Raw genomic sequence first — 16,488 nt, forward strand, 5'->3', positions numbered from 1 at the left:
AACCTACCCCGCCCATGAGCCGCCTGTCCCTCACCCGCGTCAAGATCTACCGCACGGTGGCGCGCCAGTTGCACGGCGTCGTGCCGTGCTGGATCTGCAGGGAGCCGGTCGCGCTGGAAGACGCGACGCTCGAGCACATCAAGCCCCTCGTCGACGGCGGCAGCAGCCACATCGACAACCTCGCCATCAGCCACCGCACCTGCAACCACGGGCGCCACGCGAAGGCCGCCGGCGGGTCGGGGCAGTGATGGTCGTCGATCTCGTCGACGGCACCTACGAGCTCTTCCGGCACTTCTACGGCCTGCGCCGCTTCACCAAGGGCAAGGACCGCCCGTTCGGCGCGGTCGTCGGCGTGCTCAATGGCGTGCTCGAAATGTTCGAGCACCAGGTGACGCACGTCGGCGTCGCAACCGACCACGTCATCGAATCCTTCCGCAACGACCTGTGGCCGGGCTACAAGACGGGTGCGGGCATCGAGCCCGCGCTGCTCGCACAGTTCCATCCGCTGGAAGAAGCCCTGGCGGCAATGGGCGTCGTCGTGTGGCCGATGGTGGAACTGGAAGCGGACGACGCGCTGGCCACGGCAGCGCATCTGGCGGATGCGGACAAGCGCGTGGAGCTGGTGCGCATCTGGACGCCCGACAAGGACCTCGCGCAGTGCGTGCGCGGAGAACGTGTGCTGCAGGTCGATCGCAAAGGCAAGCAGGTGCGCGGCGCCGAGGACATCCGCAAGAAGTTCGGCGTGGCGCCCCAGCAGATCCCGGACTATCTCGCGCTGGTGGGCGACGCGGCCGACGGCTATCCCGGCATCCAGGGCATCGGCGCGGTCGGCGCGGCGCGCCTGCTGAACGCGCACGGGTCGATCGAGCGGTTTCCGCCGGGCGTGCTGGGCGAGCATCGCGAAGCCGCCTTGCTGTTCAAACGGCTCGCGACGCTGCGTACCGATGCGAAGCTGTTTCGCAAGGTCGACGCGTTGCAGTGGAAGGGCCCGACGCCGGCGTTCGCCGCGTGGGCGGAACGGATGGGTGCACCGAAGTTGCTGGAGCGCAGCCGGAAGGCGTTCGCGAAGGCCTGAGCCGACGCATTCCACCACGCCGCGCTGTCGAGCTGCGTCGCCGGGCCGCAATTCCACTGCCGAGTTGGCTTTCCACCACGTTCCGGTCGAATAGGCCTCAGTCCTACGCGGCTTGTCTCGTTCATGCCTGAAGCTTGCGCCGTTGCACCGACATGTACGGTGAAGCAAACTTAAAGGAATCCTCATGACCCACAGACAACAGATGCCGGTCGGGCGCAAGCTGAGCCTTGTGACCCTCGCGGCGCTGGCGTGTTCTCCGGTGTTCGCTGCCGAGCCCCTCGGCGCGTACATCGGCGGCAACTACGGCAGCACGCGCGGACACTTCGACAATCCCGCTTCGATCACGCCTTACGTCGGCCCCGGCTTCGCCGTGAGCGGCGCGAGCGAAGACAGCCGCGACAAGGGCTGGAAGCTCTATGGCGGCTACCGCATCAGCCCGTACTTCGCGGTTGAAGGTGGCTACTTCGACCTCGGCAGCTTCGACTACCGCTACACCACGGTGCCCGCAGGCAGCTTCGCCGGTGAGCTCCGTCCGCGCGGCGTGAACCTGGACCTGCTCGGCATCCTGCCGATCGGCGACCGCTTCTCGGTGTTCGGCCGCGTGGGCGCCGCCTACGTCGACTCGCGCACCAGCTACAGCCGCACGGGCGCCGTCACTACGATCTTCGCGAACGATGGCGACAAGCACCTGCGTCCGAAGGTCGGCGTGGGCATGCAGTACGCCTTCACGGAACGCCTGTCGGTGCGCGCCGAGCTCGAGCGCTATCGCATCAACGACCCCGTGAGGAACAAGTCGAACATCGACATGGCTTCCGTGGGCCTGGTGTATTACTTCGGTGATGCGCCGCGCCGCGTCGCTGCCGCCGCACCGGCCCCGGCCTATGTGGCCCCGCCGCCGGCACCGATGCCGCCGCCTCCCGCCCGGACGCCTCCGCCGCCCCCGCCTCCGCCCCCGGCGCCGGTTGCATCCCCGCCGCCGCCCCCGCCGCCCCCGCCTGCGCCCATGCCGGAATCCCGGCCGGCCAAGCAGGGTCGTAATTAACCGGTAATCGCCGGAAAACAACACGGCGAAGATTGCATCTTCGCCGTGTTGTCGTTTGGGAGTGTGCGTAACTGATTACTACGCGGGCCGGCGTCGATTTAGACTGGGGCCCAAGGTCAGCCGTACCGCATCGGGCACGGCATCGAATGTGTTTCCAAGGAACGCGGAAAAATGCAGGGTCCAGCAGTACGGTTCATCGGTGGCGTGGTTTTCCTCCTGGGGGGCCTCCTGGCCTTCGGGGCCGGGGCCGAGGAAGATGCGGCGCTGCGCCGTGCCGAATTCGGCCGCGAAACGCCGTCGCCTGCCGCGCAGCAGCTGGCGGACCGCGTGCTGCAAACCGCCGACAACCAGAACCTTCCCTTCATCGTCATCGACAAGGTGCAGGCGCGCGTGTACGTGTTCCAGGCCGACGGCAGGTTGCGCGGCGCGACCCCAGCCCTCCTGGGCCTTGCGATCGGCGACCACACGGTGCCCGGCATCGGCCAGCGGCCGCTTTCCAGTATCCGTCCCGACGAACGCACCACGCCCGCGGGCCGCTTCAAGGCGAACACCGACCGGGACATCCACGGCGTGGAAGTGCTGTGGGTCGATTACGACTCCGCGCTGTCGCTGCATGCGGTCGTGCCCGGCACGCCGAAGGAGCGTCGCGCGCAGCGCCTCGCGTCTCCCTTGCCCTCGGAGCGGCGCATCTCGTTCGGCTGCATCAACGTCCCCGTGCGCTTCTACAGCGACGTGGTGAGCACCACGTTCAAGGGCACGTACGGCATCGTGTACGTACTGCCGGAAACGCGGGCCGTCGGCGACGTGTTTTCCTTCTTCTCGGCAAGCAACAGCAACTGACGCGGGCGTCGTTCAGCGGGGCGGCTTCGCGCCGAACGACACCACCACGCCGTCGTCGACCACGGTGAGCCTTTGCGGCTCCAGCCCCATGGCTTCGGCCAGTGCCAGTTCGCGCGGGGCGAACTTGTGCAGCACCACTTCCCCCACTGCCTCGCGCACCGCGGCGCGCAGCTGCGCCTGCAGCAGCAGGAGGATGTCCGGCTGCAGGCGCTGCCACCGCAGGGCCAGGATGTCCAGGCGGTGCGCCCGCAGCGACCGGTCAGTGGGCTCGTAGCGCAAGGAGAACACCACGTCCACCTCGCCGGGTGGAACCTGCTGCCACTGGGCACCGTCGAGCTGCAGCACGAGCGTCGCACCGAGCTGGTTGCGCGCGGGCAGCAGGAGCAGGTTGGGCGCGCTCACCTGCAGCGCGATCAATCCCGCGGCGACGACGCGCACGGGAAACCGCGCCGACAGCGCCGCATGCAATTGCGCGGCCGATAGCTTGTGCCGTGGGGCCGCCGCCTCTTCCTGGGCGAGCAAGTGCGCGGCAGGCCAGCAGGCGAGGGCGGCGAGCACCCACCGGCGCCGCGCGAATGACGAGGGTGGCGTTTGCACGCGCGTGGCTCGCGGTGGACAGGTCATGGCGCGCGCGTGCCTTTGCGGGCCGCGCGTGAGCGCACGGGTGGCGCGTCCCCGGGCAGTTCGCCGGCCGCTTGCATCGGAAAGTCCGGCAGCGGCAGCGAGGCCACCGCCACGGCTTCCTGCGCGTCGACGCCCAGCGCCCGCAGCACCGACGCGGCCACCGCGCTCGCGTGGCCCTTCGGCGCGTGCCCGCGCGCGATGCTCGCCATCGCGCTGGAGACCGAGCCGTTGATCACGTCCATGGCCGCGGCCTCGCTCACCGGGCGAAAGCTCTTTTGCCGGATGCCCAGGCGCAGGTCCGCCAAGGCGTAGTCGTGCACCGTCTGCGCCAGCGCCGGCACCGCGGCTCCCACCTCCAGCAGCAGCAATGCCCATTCGGGGCTTTCCGCGGCGAGCCACATGTAGCGCCGGTTGCCGATCGCCATGCGTTCCACGCCGCGCTTGACGGACGCGTAGCTCTCCGAAATGCGCTGGCACAGGGTGTCGGCCAGCCAGGTCGCCACCTGCTGCGCGACTTCCTCGCGCGTCTGGAAATAGTTGTAGACGGTGCCGCTCGCGACGCCGGCGCCGGCGGCGATGTCCTGCAAGGTGGCGCCCGCGACGCCGCGCTGGCGGTAGACCTGCATGGCCGCGAGCAGGAGCTGGCGCCGCGTGCGCTCGCGCTTGGGCGCCGCGCCCACGCGCGAGGCCAGGGCCGTTTCGAGCGCGGGCGGCAGGGGGGGCATTGACGCCGGGCCAAAATTTGAGAGAATCGCCATTTTTGAGACGTTCCTCAATTCTGAGGATGTTTACATTTTAACCGGAGATGCTTCCATGAACCTCAAACTCGGCTACCTCGTTTTCGGCGTGCGCGACATGGCCGCCTGGCGCGACTTCTGCGAACGGATGCTCGGCCTGCCGCCCGCCGTCGCCAACCCCGACGGCAGCGCGGGCTGGCGCATCGACGACGCGGCGCAGCGCCTGATCGTGCAGGAGGACGGCGGGGACGACCTCGCGGCGCTCGGGCTCGACTGCGGCACCGCGGCGGACCTGGAGCACGTCGCCGCGAGGGTCCGCGCGGCGGGCGTCGATGTCGATGCCGCGCCGGCGGCGCTGCGCGCGGCGAGGCGGGTGGAGCGCCTGTACGTCACCCGCGATCCCGCGGGCAACCAGGTCGAGCTCTTTTGCGCGGCGGAACGCGCGGACGCGCCCTTCGAATCCACCGCCTTCCCCGCGGGCTTCCGCACCGGCGACGCCGGGATGGGACACGCGGCGCTGGCCGGCGGGGATCCCGAGGCGATGGAGCGGTTCTATTCGGAGGTGCTCGGGTTCGCGGTGACGGAGCGCCTGTCGACCCGGGCCGGCCCGGTCGACATCCGCGGCGTGTTCCTGCACTGCAACCGGCGCCACCATTCGATCGCGCTGTTCCAGCTGCCCTCCACCAAGCGCCTGCACCACTTCATGCTGCAGGCCCGCACGCACATGGATGTGGGGCGCGCGCTGGAGCGTGCCGGGCAATTGCGGGTGCCGCTCAGCCTCGACCTCGGCCAGCACCCGGCGCCGGATGGCACGTTCTCCTTCTATGGGATCACGCCCTCGGGCTTCGACTTCGAGATCGGCGCCGGAAGCGGCGAGATCGAACCCGGCGGATGGAAAGCGATGCGCACGGGCCAGACCAGTAGCTGGGGGCATCGCCCGCAGTGGCGCCTGAAATGGCGCATCGCTTCCGCCTTGCTGCGCCAGCGGCTTCGCGTGCGGCGGCGCGTCTAGGGGCGTGTCTAGGGGCGTGTCTAGGGGCGTGTCTAGGGGCGTGTCGGGGCGGTCTATAATCGAAAGAAGTTAGCGCTATCAGCGCCGGCTCTTTCCCCACGATGTCCGACCCCGCCATCCTCCCGTCCGCTCGCCCGACCGAAGAAGACACCGTCGTCCGCCATCTCATCGATCGTCACGCGCGGGATCGCCCGGACGAGGTCTTCGCGCTCTTCGAGGATGGCTCGCACTGGACTTTCGCGCAGCTGAAATCGCAAGTGGTCGCGGCGGCCGCCCTGCTCGCGAACGAGGGCGTCGCGCAAGGCGACATCGTCGCGGTGTGGATGCCCAACGGGCCCGATGCGCTGCGCATGATGCTGGCCGTCAACTACCTCGGTGGAACCTGCGCGCCGCTCGGCCTGGCGTCGCGCGGCGGCTTCCTCGAACACATCCTGAACAACAGCGAAGCGAAGCTGATCGCCGTGGACTCGCGGCTGATGGGGCGGCTCGCGGAAGTGCAGGCGCGCTTCCTGCGCAAGCTGGTCGTGGTCCGGACGGACGGCGATCGGACGCCGACGCCGGATGGTTTCGAGATCGTCGAACAGGCATTGGACATCGGCGCCGCGCACGCGCTGCCGGCGCTCGCGCAGCCGATCCAGCCCTGGGATTCGCAGTTCGTCCTCTATACCTCCGGCACCACAGGCCCTTCCAAGGGCGTGCTCACGTCGTACATGCAGCGTTACGCGCATGCCTTCTCGGCGCGCCACATCACCGCGGCGGACCGCCGGCTGATCCACGCGCCGCTGTCGCATACGGGCGGCATCGGCAACATCTACGGCATGCTCGCGCGCGGCGGCTCGATCGCGCTGGTCGAGTCCTTCAAGACGGATCGCTTCTGGAGCGACGTGCGGCGCTTCGGCATCACGACGACCTCGCTGCTCGGCGTCACGCTGCCCTACCTGCTGCAGCAGCCCGAGAGCGCGCAGGACCGGTCGCACCCGCTCAGGACGATCCAGATCGCGCCCGTCGACGAGAGCGCGGCGGCGTTCTCGAAGCGCTTCGGCGTCGATGTCTATGGCGTCTACAACATGACCGAGATCTCCGCCCCGTTCCATGGCGAGCCGAACCCCACTGTGCGCGGCCTGTGCGGCCGGCCGCGTCCGGGTGTCGAGGCGCGGGTCGTCGACGACAACGACCTGCCGCTCGAGGACGGGCAGGTGGGCGAACTGGTCATCCGCTGCGCGGAGCCATGGACGCTGATGAACGGTTACCTGCGGGAGCCTCAGGCGACGGCGGACGTCTGGCGCAACGGATGGTTCCACACCGGCGACGCGTTCCGCAAGACCGAACAGGGCGATTTCATTTTTGCGGACCGCTTAAAGGATGCCGTGCGGCGGCGCGGCGAGAACATCTCGTCCTTCGAGGTGGAGAGCGAGATCGCCCGCCATCCGCAGGTGCGCGAGGTCGCCGTGGTGGCGGCGAAGAGCGAGCTGTCGGAAGACGAAGTGCTCGCGGTCGTGTCGCCGGTGGAGGGCGGCTCGATCGAGCCCGAAGCACTGATCGACTCGTTGCGCTCGCGCCTGCCGTACTTCATGATTCCCCGGTACATCCGCATCATGGGGGCGCTCCCCCGCACGGCGACGCAGAAGATCATGAAGCACCAGCTGCGCGCGGAAGGCGTGACGCCCGACACCTGGGACCGCGACAAGGCGGGCGTCGTGGTGAAGCGCGACCGGCTCTGAGGAACGAACGACGATGGCATCTCCAGGCGGCCCGCTCACGGGCCTGAAAGTGGTCGAATTCGCGGGCCTCGGGCCGGCGCCGTTCTGCGGCATGCTGCTGTCGGACCTCGGCGCCGACGTGCTGCGCATCGACCGCAAGGGCGCCCGTCCCTACGTCAGCACATCGGTCACCACGCGCGGCCGGCGTTCGGTGGCCGTGGACCTCAAGCACCCCGGCGCGGCCGCGCTCTGCCTGCGCCTCATCGAGCAGGCGGACATCCTGATCGAGGGCTTCCGCCCCGGCGTCATGGAGCGGCTGGGCCTGGGCCCGGACGTCGCGCTCGCACGCAAGCCTTCACTGGTATACGGCCGCATGACGGGCTGGGGCCAGGACGGACCGAACGCGAAGCAACCCGGCCACGACATCAACTACATCGCGCTCTCCGGTGCGTTGCACGCGATCGGCACGCAGGCCGAGCCGGTGATCCCGATCAACCTCGTCGGCGACTTCGGCGGCGGCTCGTTGTACCTCGCCTTCGGCATCATGGCCGCGCTGCACCACGCCCGCGCGACGGGGCAGGGGCAGGTGGTGGACGCCGCGATGGTCGACGGCGCGAGCTCGCTGCTGGGCATGATCTACGGCTACCACGCGTCGGGCTACTGGAAGGACGAGCGTCAGGTCAACTCCATCGACGGCGGCTCGCACTACTACAACGTCTACCCATGCAAGGACGGCGAGTGGATCGCGCTCGGCGCGACGGAGCCGCAGTTCTATGCCAACCTGCTGGGCAAGCTGGGCCTGGGCGGCCCCGAGTTCCATCCGCACCGCGACCGCACGAAATGGCCGGCATTGAAGAAGCGTTTCGCCGAGACGATCCGCGGCAAGACGCGGGCCGAGTGGCTCGCGATCATGGACGGCAGCGAGTGCTGCGTCACGCCGGTGCTGTCGCTCGCCGAGGCGCCGCGCCATCCGCACAACGTCGCACGGTCGACCTTCGTCGAGATCGACGGCGTGGTGCAGCCGGGCCCGGCCCCGCGCTTCTCGCAGACACCCGGCGCGGTGCGTCACGCGCCCGTGTCCATCGGCGCCGACAACCTCTCCGGCCTCGTCGCGTGGGGCTTCGATGCGAAGGAGGTCGAACGGCTGACGCGCGATGGCGCGGTGCAGGATTGCAGCGGCGACGCCGCGCCTTGAGCGCGGCCAGGGCACCACGCGCTCAGGGCGCGAGAACGATGCGGCCCTTGTCGATCACTTCCTTCATGCGCGCGCTGTCCGCCTGCAGGCGTTCGCCGAGCTGCTGCGCAGGCAGGTAGTAGGGCGCCTGCAGCTGGGTTTCGATGGACTTGATCACGTCGGGCATCGCGAGCACCTTCTGCATGGCGGCGGTGAGCTTCGCGATCACGGCGTCCGGCGTGCGCGCCGGCGCGAGCAGCACGAGGTAAGGCTCGATCCCCTCCAGCTCGGCCAGGCCGTATTGCGCAAACAGCGGAACCGGCGGGCCGCCCGCACGCGCGGTGGTGTATGCGAGCGCGCGCAGCGCCCCGGCGTCGACCTGCGGCTGCAGCGTGGGCACGTTGGTGAGCATCATCTGCACGCGGCCCGCCACGAGGTCCTGCACCGCCGGCGCGCCGCCCTTGTACGGCACGTGCACGATCTTCGTGCCCGCGCGCAGGTTGAACAGCTCGGCCGCAAGGTGGTTCAGGTTGCCCACGCCGGAACTCGCGAAGTTCAGCTTGCCCGGGTTGGCCTTCGCGTAGGCGATGAATTCGGGCAGCGTCTTCGCCGGCACCGAGTTGTGCACGGCCAGCATGTAGCTGGAGCGCGCGACGCCCGCGATGGGCGCGAAGTCTTTCAGGAAGTCCGGGGACTGCGGCGGCTGCAGCGGCAGGATAACGTGCGTGCTGCCGGCCGTGAACAGCAGCGTGTAGCCGTCCGCGGGGGCCTTGGCGACCGCGCCCGCCCCGATGGCCGAGTTGGCCCCTGCGCGGTTGTCGATCACGAGCGGCTGTCCCAGCACCTCGCCGAGCCTCGGCCCGACGATGCGCATGATCGGGTCCACCGAGCCACCGGGCGGAAAGGGCACGATCACGCGGATGGGATGGTCGGGATAGCCGGCCTGCGCGAAGGCGAGGGGCGCGGCGACGGCCGTTGCCGCCAGCGCGGCAAGGGATCGCAGGAACTTGCGTTTCATGGGGCTTCCTTGGTTTGGTCAATGCCCGGGGACAGCATCCGGCGATCGCGGCAGGCGAGCTCGATCGCGGCCCCCGCCTCTTTCACGGCAGCGGCTGCGTCATCGACCAGGTTGATCATGCGCGCGAATCCGTGCGCGAGCCCGGCGTAGCGCCTGGCCTCGACGTCGACGGCGGCTTCGCGCAGGCGCGCGGCGTAGGCCTCGGCTTCGTCGCGCAGCACGTCGAACTCCGCCGTCGCGATCCACGCGGGGGGAACGCCGCGCAAATCGGGTTCGCGCAGCGGCGAGATCCTGGGGTCGTCGCGCGGATGCCCCGCGGCGTAGTGGTCGAAGAACCATCCCATGCTGCGCCGGGACAGGAGATAGTCCTCGCCGTACCGGCGGTAGCACGCGTTGTCCAGGTCGCTGTCCGTGACCGGGTAGAACAGCAGTTGCAGCGCGATGGTGATGTCGTCCTTCAGCGCGAGCGCGCAGGCCGCCGCGAGATTGCCGCCCGCGCTGTCGCCCGCCACCACGAGCGGCAAGCTTTCGAAGCCGAGTTCCGCCCTGTGCCGCCAGGCCCAATGCAGCGCATCCTGCGCGTCGTGCAGGCCGGCGGGGAAGGGATGTTCGGGCGCGAGCCGGTAATCCACAAGCAGCACCGCGCATCCGCTTCCGGCGGCCAGAGCACGGGCGACGATCTCGTAGTCGTCCAGGGTGCCCAGTACCCAGCCGCCGCCGTGCAGGTAGACGACCAGTCCGGCGGCATCGCCGAAGGGCCGGAAGAGGCGGCCGGCGATCGTGCCCGCGCGAGTCGGAATCCCCACGTCCTCCACGGCGGCGACGCCGGGCCCCATGCCGTAGGCCGCGCGCCTGGAAGCGGACATCTCGCGAGCCTGCTGCGGCGTGCAGTCGGCGTAGTCGGGACGGCCGGCCGCGCGGGCCGCGTCGATCATCGAGCGGATGGCGGGGTGGAACGGCATGATGTTGCGCGGTGCTCGTGGAGCGCGCGAGACAGGTGGAACCCCGGGTAACCGCTGCGGGCCACCTCGTCGCATCGCCTCCGGTAGTTGCCGTGGCCGCCGAGGTAAGGCATGAAGACGCGAGGCTTGCCGGGAATGTTGGCGCCGGTGTACCAGGACGAAGCGTTGTAGAGCAGCGTCTGCTTCGCCACTTCGTCCGCGTGCACCACCCAGCGCTCCTGCGCATCCTCGTCCGCCTCGACGCGGTTCATGCCGGCGTGCCGCATGTGCACGAGGAGGTCGGCGATCCACTCGACGTGCTGCTCGATCGAGAGAATCACGTTGCTGAGCACCGAAGGGCTGCCCGGCCCGGTGATGTGGAAGAAGTTTGGCAGGCCGGCGGTCATGAGTCCCATGTAGGTCCGGGGTCCGTCCTGCCAGCGCTCACGCAGCGAAACGCCCGACGAGGTGCGGATGTCGATGCGGGCGAGGGAACCGGTCATGGCGTCGAAGCCGGTGGCGAACACGATGGCGTCGAGCGCGTACTCCGCCGCGTCCGTGCGCAGGCCCGCCGGCGTGGCTTCGACGAGCGGATGCTCGGCGATGTCCACCAGCGTCACGTTGTCGCGGTTGTAGGTCTCGAAGTACCCGCTGCCTGCGCAGAGGCGCTTCGTGCCGATCATGTACCTGGGGCACAGGCGCGCGGCGACCGCAGGGTCCTTGACGATCTCGCGGATCTTGCGGCGCACGAACTCCGAGGCGATCTCGTTGACTTCCGCGTCGCGCAGGAGGTTGTTGAAGGTCTTGGTGAAGCCGCCGATGCCGCCCGCATCCCAGCGCGCCTGCAGCACGGCTTCGCGCTCCTGCGGCGTCATCTCGAACGCGGAACGTTCGGGCTGCAGCGAGCCCGCGACCCCGCCGTGCGACGCGCGGGCGATTTCCCGCAACTCGTCGTAGCGCGCCTTGATCGCCGCTTCGTAGTCCGGGTCCATCGCCTCGTTGCGCGCGGGCACGCAGTAGTTCGCGGTGCGCTGGAAGACGTGGAGGTGACGGGCCTTTCCCGCAAGTTCGGGGATGATCTGGATACCCGAGGAGCCGGTGCCGATCACACCGACGCGCAAGCCGCCGAGGTCCACGGGCTCGTGCGGCCATTCGCCCGTATGAAGCGTTTTGCCGCTGAAACGATCGAGCCCCGGCAGCTTCGGCCGGGAAGGCGTGGAGAGGCAACCCGTCGCCATGATGAGGTACGTGGCCTCGCAGCTGTCGCCGGTGTCGGTCTCCACGGTCCAGGTGTTGGCGGCTTCGTCGTAGACCGCCGCCGTGACGCGCGTCGAGAAGGCGATGTGGGGCCGCACCGCCAGTTCGTCCGCGACGTGAGCGGCATAGCGCAGGATTTCAGGCTGCGACGAGTAGCGTTCCGGCCAGCGCCACGCCTGCTGCAGCTTCGACGAGAACGAATAGGAGTACTCCAGGCTCTCCACATCGCAGCGCGCGCCGGGATAGCGGTTCCAGAACCAGGTGCCGCCGACGTCGGCGCCGGCTTCGAAGCCCGCCACGCTCATGCCGGCCTCGAGCAGCTTGTGCAGCATGTAGATGCCGCCGAAGCCCGCGCCGACCACCACTGCATCGACGCGCCGTGTCATTGGTCGATCTTGATGTTCGCCGCCTTGATCACGTTGGAGAATTCGGCGAGGTTGCTCTTCATCAACGCGCTCATCTGCTGCGGTGTCGTGGCGAGGGGCGTCTGGCCCTGGCTTTCCAGGCGCTGCTTCACATCCGGCATGGCGAGCACCTTGGCGATGTCCTGCGAGACCTTGTCGACGATAGCGGCGGGGGTGTTCGCGGGGGCCCACACGCCCATCCACGACCAGTTGCCCACGCCGAAGCCGGTGAGGCCCGCCTCGGCGAAGGTGGGCACGTTGGCCAGCAGCGGCAGCCGCTTGTCGGACGTGATGGCGAGCGCCTTGAGTTTGCCGTTCTGGATGTGGTCCAGCACGGCCACGGGAACCGAGAAGTACATCTGGACCTGGTTGCTCAGCAGGTCGGTGAGCAGCGGCGCGGCGCCCTTATAGGGCACGTGCAGCATCTTCGTGCCCACCATCATGTTGTACAGCTCCGCGGCCATGTGGTTGACGTTGCCCGGCCCGGCGGATGCATAGCTGATCTGGCCCGGTCTCGCGCGTGCGAGTGCGGTGAGTTCCGCCAGCGTGTTCACGCCCAGCGCGGGATTGACCACGAGCACGAACTCCGCGCGGTAGAGGGTGCTTACCGGCGCGAAGTCCTTGAAGTTGTCGTAGGGCAGCTTGGCGAAGAGCAGCGAGTTGCTCACGTGCGTGCTGGAGGTGAGCAGGAGCGTGTAGCCGTCGGCGGGCGCCTTCGCCACGGCGTCGGTGCCGATGATCGTGCTGGCGCCGGGCTTGTTGTCCACCACCACCTGCTGGCCCCAGATGTCGCCGAGCTTCTGCCCCAGCAGGCGCGCGACGGGGTCGACGCTGCCGCCGGGCGGGTAGGGGACCACCAGGCGCACGGGCTTGGCCGGGAAGGCCTGCTGGGCACGGCCGGTCGCAGGGAATGCGGAAGCCAGTGCCAGGCCGGGGAGGGACTGGATGAGTGCACGACGTTGCATGGGGTCTCCGGTTGCGGTCTCGGTCATTATGATAGCGCTAACTTAAAACGGTCTTAGGGATACCCCGCGATCCGCCGCCACAGGGCTATTCGTGTGCATGCCAACCCGTGCTATGTTCGCTCCCGTATGACCCCCAGCTCGTTCAACCCGCTGGAATCGACGGCGAACCGCCCCGCGGCCAGCTGGTCCCGCAGCACCGTGGGCGCGCTGGAAGGGGCGGCATTCACCATCCCGGTCAGCCTGGCCTGTGTCACCCTGGTCTTCGGCCGCATCGGCCCCGACATGCTCGCCCACGGCGTGCTCGCCACGCTGCTGGGCCTTGTCCTGGTGCACCTGGCCGGCTCGTTCAACTCGCGGCCCGTGCTCTACTCGGCGCGCTTTTTCGAGAGCACGACCATCGCGGCGATGCTCGACCAGGCCATCGCCCTCATGGGCGCCTGGGACCTGGCCGACACCCCCGGCACGCGGCTCGCGCTGCTCTGCGTCATCGGCGCCGGCGCCGGCATCGTGTTCGGCGCGCTGTACCTGGTGCGCGCGGACCGTTTCACCCGCTTCATCCCCGCGCCGGTCTTCGCGGGCTTTTCGACCAGCATTTCGCTGCTCCTGCTGCTCTCGCAGGCGCGCGGCCTGGCGTCGCTGCTGGCGCGCGACTCCACGCCCGCCGTCATCGCGCTCATCGCACTGGCGGCGATGGCCGTCACGTTCGCGGTGCGCCGCTGGCGGCCGCGGTGGCCCGCGTCCGCCCTCGGACTGGCGGCGGGGCTCCTCATCGGGCTGGGCTGGGTCGCGACGGGGCACAACACGCCCATGGTCGCCGGCACCGCGGCCCAGGCGAGCCTTCCCGTCTTCCTCGCGGATTTCCGCGCGCTCGTGGCGCCGCCCGTGCAAGGCTGGCTGATCGCGCGCAGCGTCGTCATCGACAGCCTGATTCTGGGGGCGATGATGTTCATCAACACCAACCTCGCGGCCCAGGCGGCGACGCTCGAGGACCGCCGCACCGGCCGCCGGGGCAACCTCTTCACCGCGGGCGCCGTCACCCTGTCCGCGATCCTCGGGTCCGCCCCCGTCTCCGGCACGATGCAATCGACCGTGACGGCGATGCGGCAGGTGGCGCTCGGCCCGCGCGTGCTGGCGCTCAGTGCCGCGATCTTCATCGTGGTGTATGCGAGCGGCGTGCTCGGCTGGGTGCCGCTCGCCGCCGTCTGCGGCGCGCTGCTGTGCGAGGCGTGGTTCATGGCGGACCGCCCCTTCCTCGCGCTCCTGGTGCAATGGGCGAGGCGGCGCCCGATGGCCGTCAACGCGCGCGAGGACCTGTCCCTCGTCGCTGCCGTCACCGCGACGGCCGTGCTGTTCAACATGGTCGTCGCCGTCTTCGCGGGACTGCTGCTCGGCCTGGTGCTGTTCGCAGCGCGCAACGCGCGCCGGCCGGTGCGCAACGTGTGGAGCGGCGTGCAGATGTCCTCGAATTGCGCGCGGTCGCGCGCGGACCTGCGCGTCCTCGCGGATCACGGCGCGGGCATCAGGATCGTCGAGCTCGAAGGCGACCTGTTCTTCGGCACGGCCGAGGGCCTGGAGCGCATGCTGCACTCGGGCTGCCGCGGCGCGGAGTGCATCGTGCTGGACTGGTCGCGCGTGCACCATGTGGACACGAGCATCGCCATCGCGGTGGCGCGTTTCGAGCGCGACGTGCGCCTGCAGTCGGTGATGCTGCTGCATGCGGGCGCGGACGTGCAGGCGGGCAACGTGCGTGGCGAATTGCTGCGCCATTGCCCATCCGCCCGCCTCGAGCCGGACCTCGACCACGCCCTCGAGCAGGCGGAAAACGAGATGATCCGCCGCTACGCGGCCGGCGGCGGCACGGAGACCACGTCGGTGCAGGAGGCGCTCACGCTGTTCCGTGGCCTCGACGCGCGCGAGATCGCCCAACTGGAAGACGCGATGAAGCAACGTTTCCTGCCGCGCGGCACGGTCATCTTCTCGGCCGACGATACGGCCGACGAACTCATGCTGCTGCAACAGGGCTCCGCCGAGATCCTCGTGCGCTCCCCCGAAGGACGCGACATCCGGCTGGCCAGCCTGCGGCGCGGCGCGACGCTGGGGGAGATCGGCTTCCTCGACGGCGCCAGGCGCTCGGCAACCGCTGTGGCGCGCGAGGATTCCATGGTGGCGGTGCTGAGCCGCGAAGCGTTCGAATCGCTCAGCGCGCGCGAACCGGCGTTGATCCAGCGGCTGCTGTCGAACATCGCGGTGGACATGGCGGCGCGCCTGCGGCACACCAACCGGCTGGCGATCGCGCGGACCGCGCAGCGGTGACGCGCCGGCCCGCGGCGGGCAAGCTCCCGGCTCGGCACGGGCGTACGGACGAGCAGCTCAGGAGGACCGCGACAGGTTGGTCTTGCGGCCCGAACCGCCGAGTGGACCGGACGGGACTTTGCGTCTGGCGGCGGCCTTCGTGCCTCCACCGTGGAGCTGGTTGACGGCGGCCCATGTGCGCGCCTTCGCCTCCGGGCGGGGAGCCACTCGCGGGTCGTGGTCCTTGTCAATCGCGCCTGCCTGGCGCTTCTGCTTGCCGCCCTGGGCGGATTTTTCCCCTTGTGGCATGTCGGGCCCCTGCGAGTTCGTGTGCCGCGATGATCGAGCGGCCGTCGCGCTGGCGGCGTCGGACGTAAGGCTATCTGGAAGACGGCCATGTCGCGCACCGACCGGGGTGGCGGGGCAATTCGTCCCCATCCCATGCCGCCATATCACCTGCTATATATTGATCCGCGTCTCACACCTACACAGAGGAATTGCATGTCGATCCAATCCGCCCTGAAACACACGGTCCTCGCACTGGCGGTCGTGGCCGCCGGGCCGCTTTTCGCGCAGGGCACGCCCATCAATGCCGCAGCCTTCGATGCGCTGGTCGCCAAAGGGCCCGTCGCCGACGCCGCGACCATCGCGTCCAGCACCTGGGCCACCAAGATCAAGCAGGCCGGCACGCTGCGCCTGGGCGGCACGCAAACGTCGAACCTGTTCTCGTCGCTGAACGAAAAGGACGGCAAGATCCGCGGCTTCGACGCCGGGCTCGCGCAGCTCATCACCCGCTACATCCTGGGCGATGGGACCAAGTACCGCTTCACGCAAGTCACCTCATCCACGCGCGAGCAGGTGCTCATCAATGACCAGGTGGACGTCGTGCTCGCCACCTATTCCATCACGCCTCCCCGCGCGGAGAAGATTTCGTTCGCGGGGCCTTACTACACCTCGCAGGCGGGCGTGCTGGTCAAGTCGAACAACAAGGCGATCCAGTCGTACAACGATCTCGCCGGCAAGAAGACCGCGACCCAGGCCGGATCGACGGGGCCCGCCATCCTCGCGCAGTTCGCGCCGAAGGCCGTGGTGCAGGAGTTCCAGACGCACCAGGAAGCCCTGGACGCGCTGCGCCAGGGACGCGTGGATGCTTACGTGACCGACTACACGCTGCTGCTCAACGTGCTCAGCCTTGGAACGGGCGACGCGCAACTCGCAGGCGCACCTTTCGGCCCCCAGGACCTCTATGGCGTCGGGCTGCCCAAGGGCTCGGACGGCGTGGCCTTCGTCAACGCCTTCCTGAAGAAGATCGAAGCCGACGGCACGTGGGCGAAGCTCTGGACCGTGTCCATCGGGCAGCGCACCGGCAGCACGAACGTCCCGACGCCGCCTCCGCTGCCGTAAGCG

Annotated in this window: 15 protein-coding genes; 9 read left to right on the forward strand and 6 right to left on the reverse strand. The window is 69.2% G+C overall.

Annotation, left to right across the window (positions count from 1 at the left end):
- The first annotated feature begins 14 nt into the window (after window positions 1–14).
- The 4 genes from I5803_RS20620 to I5803_RS20635 all read left to right on the forward strand — a co-directional run bounded on the left by I5803_RS20620 (window position 15) and on the right by I5803_RS20635 (window position 2,957).
- Window positions 15–248 (forward strand): HNH endonuclease, encoded by a 234-nt coding sequence (locus I5803_RS20620; RefSeq protein ID WP_196988182.1) that lies wholly within the window; start codon window positions 15–17, stop codon window positions 246–248.
- The gene (locus tag I5803_RS20625; protein WP_196988183.1) at window positions 248–1,075 is read left to right on the forward strand and encodes a 5'-3' exonuclease; all 828 of its coding nucleotides are present in this window, start codon (window positions 248–250) and stop codon (window positions 1,073–1,075) included. Before I5803_RS20620 ends, I5803_RS20625 begins: the two co-directional genes overlap by 1 nt.
- Window positions 1,076–1,259: 184 nt before the next feature.
- The gene (locus tag I5803_RS20630) at window positions 1,260–2,117 is read left to right on the forward strand and encodes an outer membrane beta-barrel protein (protein ID WP_196988184.1); all 858 of its coding nucleotides are present in this window, start codon (window positions 1,260–1,262) and stop codon (window positions 2,115–2,117) included.
- Window positions 2,118–2,288: 171 nt separating this feature from the next.
- Window positions 2,289–2,957 carry a L,D-transpeptidase family protein gene (locus I5803_RS20635; protein WP_196988185.1) on the forward strand — a complete coding sequence of 223 codons (669 nt, stop codon included), beginning with the start codon at window positions 2,289–2,291 and terminating at the stop codon, window positions 2,955–2,957.
- Between the two features lie 12 nt (window positions 2,958–2,969).
- Here I5803_RS20635 and I5803_RS20640 read toward each other — a convergent pair whose 3' ends face one another.
- Window positions 2,970–3,554: a DUF1439 domain-containing protein gene (locus tag I5803_RS20640; protein ID WP_196988186.1), complete on the reverse strand. Its 585-nt coding sequence runs from the start codon at window positions 3,552–3,554 to the stop codon at window positions 2,970–2,972.
- A 23-nt stretch (window positions 3,555–3,577) separates the two neighbouring features.
- A complete protein-coding gene (locus I5803_RS20645; protein WP_196988187.1) occupies window positions 3,578–4,306 on the reverse strand; it encodes a TetR/AcrR family transcriptional regulator in 729 nt (242 codons plus the stop codon).
- 88 nt (window positions 4,307–4,394) lie between these two features.
- Between I5803_RS20645 and I5803_RS20650 the strand changes: the two genes are divergently transcribed.
- The 3 genes from I5803_RS20650 (at window position 4,395) to I5803_RS20660 (ending at window position 8,225) form a co-directional block, all read left to right on the forward strand.
- Window positions 4,395–5,330: a VOC family protein gene (locus tag I5803_RS20650; RefSeq protein WP_196988188.1), complete on the forward strand. Its 936-nt coding sequence runs from the start codon at window positions 4,395–4,397 to the stop codon at window positions 5,328–5,330.
- Between the two features lie 101 nt (window positions 5,331–5,431).
- The gene (locus tag I5803_RS20655; protein ID WP_196988189.1) at window positions 5,432–7,051 is read left to right on the forward strand and encodes an AMP-binding protein; all 1,620 of its coding nucleotides are present in this window, start codon (window positions 5,432–5,434) and stop codon (window positions 7,049–7,051) included.
- A 13-nt stretch (window positions 7,052–7,064) separates the two neighbouring features.
- Window positions 7,065–8,225, forward strand: coding sequence for a CaiB/BaiF CoA transferase family protein (locus I5803_RS20660; RefSeq protein WP_196988190.1), 1,161 nt, complete (start codon window positions 7,065–7,067; stop codon window positions 8,223–8,225).
- Window positions 8,226–8,247: 22 nt separating this feature from the next.
- On the opposite strand, the gene I5803_RS20665 is transcribed toward I5803_RS20660, so the two are convergent.
- The 4 genes from I5803_RS20665 to I5803_RS20680 are packed head-to-tail and all read right to left on the reverse strand — an operon-like array spanning window position 8,248 to window position 12,789.
- Window positions 8,248–9,222, reverse strand: coding sequence for a Bug family tripartite tricarboxylate transporter substrate binding protein (locus tag I5803_RS20665; protein WP_196988191.1), 975 nt, complete (start codon window positions 9,220–9,222; stop codon window positions 8,248–8,250).
- A complete protein-coding gene (locus I5803_RS20670) occupies window positions 9,219–10,184 on the reverse strand; it encodes an alpha/beta hydrolase (RefSeq protein WP_196988192.1) in 966 nt (321 codons plus the stop codon). The genes I5803_RS20665 and I5803_RS20670 overlap by 4 nt, the downstream gene beginning before the upstream one ends.
- Window positions 10,154–11,806 (reverse strand): flavin-containing monooxygenase, encoded by a 1,653-nt coding sequence (locus I5803_RS20675; RefSeq protein WP_196988193.1) that lies wholly within the window; start codon window positions 11,804–11,806, stop codon window positions 10,154–10,156. The genes I5803_RS20670 and I5803_RS20675 overlap by 31 nt, the downstream gene beginning before the upstream one ends.
- Window positions 11,803–12,789 carry a Bug family tripartite tricarboxylate transporter substrate binding protein gene (locus I5803_RS20680; RefSeq protein WP_196988194.1) on the reverse strand — a complete coding sequence of 329 codons (987 nt, stop codon included), beginning with the start codon at window positions 12,787–12,789 and terminating at the stop codon, window positions 11,803–11,805. The genes I5803_RS20675 and I5803_RS20680 overlap by 4 nt, the downstream gene beginning before the upstream one ends.
- Before the next feature lie 126 nt (window positions 12,790–12,915).
- Between I5803_RS20680 and I5803_RS20685 the strand changes: the two genes are divergently transcribed.
- Both I5803_RS20685 and I5803_RS20690 read left to right on the forward strand, forming a co-directional pair.
- The gene (locus I5803_RS20685; protein WP_196988195.1) at window positions 12,916–15,102 is read left to right on the forward strand and encodes a cyclic nucleotide-binding domain-containing protein; all 2,187 of its coding nucleotides are present in this window, start codon (window positions 12,916–12,918) and stop codon (window positions 15,100–15,102) included.
- 480 nt (window positions 15,103–15,582) lie between these two features.
- A complete protein-coding gene (locus I5803_RS20690) occupies window positions 15,583–16,485 on the forward strand; it encodes a glutamate ABC transporter substrate-binding protein (RefSeq protein WP_196988196.1) in 903 nt (300 codons plus the stop codon).
- The last annotated feature ends 3 nt before the right edge of the window (window positions 16,486–16,488 follow it).

Source organism: Caenimonas aquaedulcis, assembly GCF_015831345.1.
Taxonomy (GTDB): Bacteria; Pseudomonadota; Gammaproteobacteria; order Burkholderiales; family Burkholderiaceae_C; genus Ramlibacter; species Ramlibacter aquaedulcis.